Annotated in this window: 1 rRNA gene; it reads left to right on the forward strand. The window is 54.9% G+C overall.

The features are described from left to right. Positions 1-200: 200 nt before the first annotated feature. A 16S ribosomal RNA gene (locus tag CXY78_RS00080) occupies positions 201-1,734 on the forward strand. Positions 1,735-1,749 lie beyond the last annotated feature (15 nt).

Genomic DNA, 1,749 nt, shown 5'->3' on the forward strand with positions numbered 1-1,749 from the left:
CCCGTTTCTAGCGGGTTGCAGCCGGGAGATTCCTTTGGAAATAATATTGAACAAGTCCTGACTTCGGTTGGGCAACTAAACAAAGCAAGTCAGTAATGATTTGTTCTTGTCAGTTTCAAACTTGCATCTTCTTGGCCTATTCCGGCTGTGGGGTGCACTAGATGGGCACTGAACTTTCGGGTTTGGGAGCTATTCAAACATTTACGGAGAGTTTGATCCTGGCTCAGGACGAACGCTGGCGGCGTGCTTAACACATGCAAGTCGAACGGTGAAGAGGAGCTTGCTCCTTGGATCAGTGGCGAACGGGTGAGTAACACGTGAGCAATCTGCCCTTGACTCTGGGATAACTGCGGGAAACTGTAGCTAATACCGGATATTACCTTGGAAGGCATCTTCTGGGGTGGAAAGAATTTTGGTCAAGGATGAGCTCGCGGCCTATCAGCTAGTTGGTGAGGTAATGGCTCACCAAGGCGACGACGGGTAGCCGGCCTGAGAGGGTGACCGGCCACACTGGGACTGAGACACGGCCCAGACTCCTACGGGAGGCAGCAGTGGGGAATATTGCACAATGGGCGCAAGCCTGATGCAGCAACGCCGCGTGAGGGACGACGGCCTTCGGGTTGTAAACCTCTTTTAGTAGGGAAGAAGCGACTGGGTTTTCCTGGGAGTGACGGTACCTGCAGAAAAAGCACCGGCTAACTACGTGCCAGCAGCCGCGGTAATACGTAGGGTGCAAGCGTTGTCCGGAATTATTGGGCGTAAAGAGCTCGTAGGCGGTTTGTCGCGTCTGCTGTGAAAACCCGAGGCTCAACCTCGGGCCTGCAGTGGGTACGGGCAGACTAGAGTGCGGTAGGGGAGATTGGAATTCCTGGTGTAGCGGTGGAATGCGCAGATATCAGGAGGAACACCAATGGCGAAGGCAGATCTCTGGGCCGTAACTGACGCTGAGGAGCGAAAGCATGGGGAGCGAACAGGATTAGATACCCTGGTAGTCCATGCCGTAAACGTTGGGAACTAGATGTGGGGACCATTCCACGGTCTCCGTGTCGCAGCTAACGCATTAAGTTCCCCGCCTGGGGAGTACGGCCGCAAGGCTAAAACTCAAAGGAATTGACGGGGGCCCGCACAAGCGGCGGAGCATGCGGATTAATTCGATGCAACGCGAAGAACCTTACCAAGGCTTGACATATACCGGTAACGCCTGGAAACAGGTGCCCCGCAAGGTCGGTATACAGGTGGTGCATGGTTGTCGTCAGCTCGTGTCGTGAGATGTTGGGTTAAGTCCCGCAACGAGCGCAACCCTCGTCCTATGTTGCCAGCACGTAATGGTGGGAACTCATGGGATACTGCCGGGGTCAACTCGGAGGAAGGTGGGGATGACGTCAAATCATCATGCCCCTTATGTCTTGGGCTTCACGCATGCTACAATGGCCGGTACAAAGGGCTGCGATACCGCAAGGTGGAGCGAATCCCAAAAAGCCGGTCTCAGTTCGGATTGAGGTCTGCAACTCGACCTCATGAAGTCGGAGTCGCTAGTAATCGCAGATCAGCAACGCTGCGGTGAATACGTTCCCGGGCCTTGTACACACCGCCCGTCAAGTCATGAAAGTCGGTAACACCCGAAGCCAGTGGCCGAACCCGTAAGGGACGGAGCTGTCGAAGGTGGGATCGGTGATTAGGACTAAGTCGTAACAAGGTAGCCGTACCGGAAGGTGCGGCTGGATCACCTCCTTTCTAAGGAGCACGTGC

The sequence above is a fragment of the Cryobacterium sp. N19 genome (assembly GCF_002929595.1).
Lineage (GTDB): Bacteria > Actinomycetota > Actinomycetes > Actinomycetales > Microbacteriaceae > Cryobacterium > Cryobacterium flavum.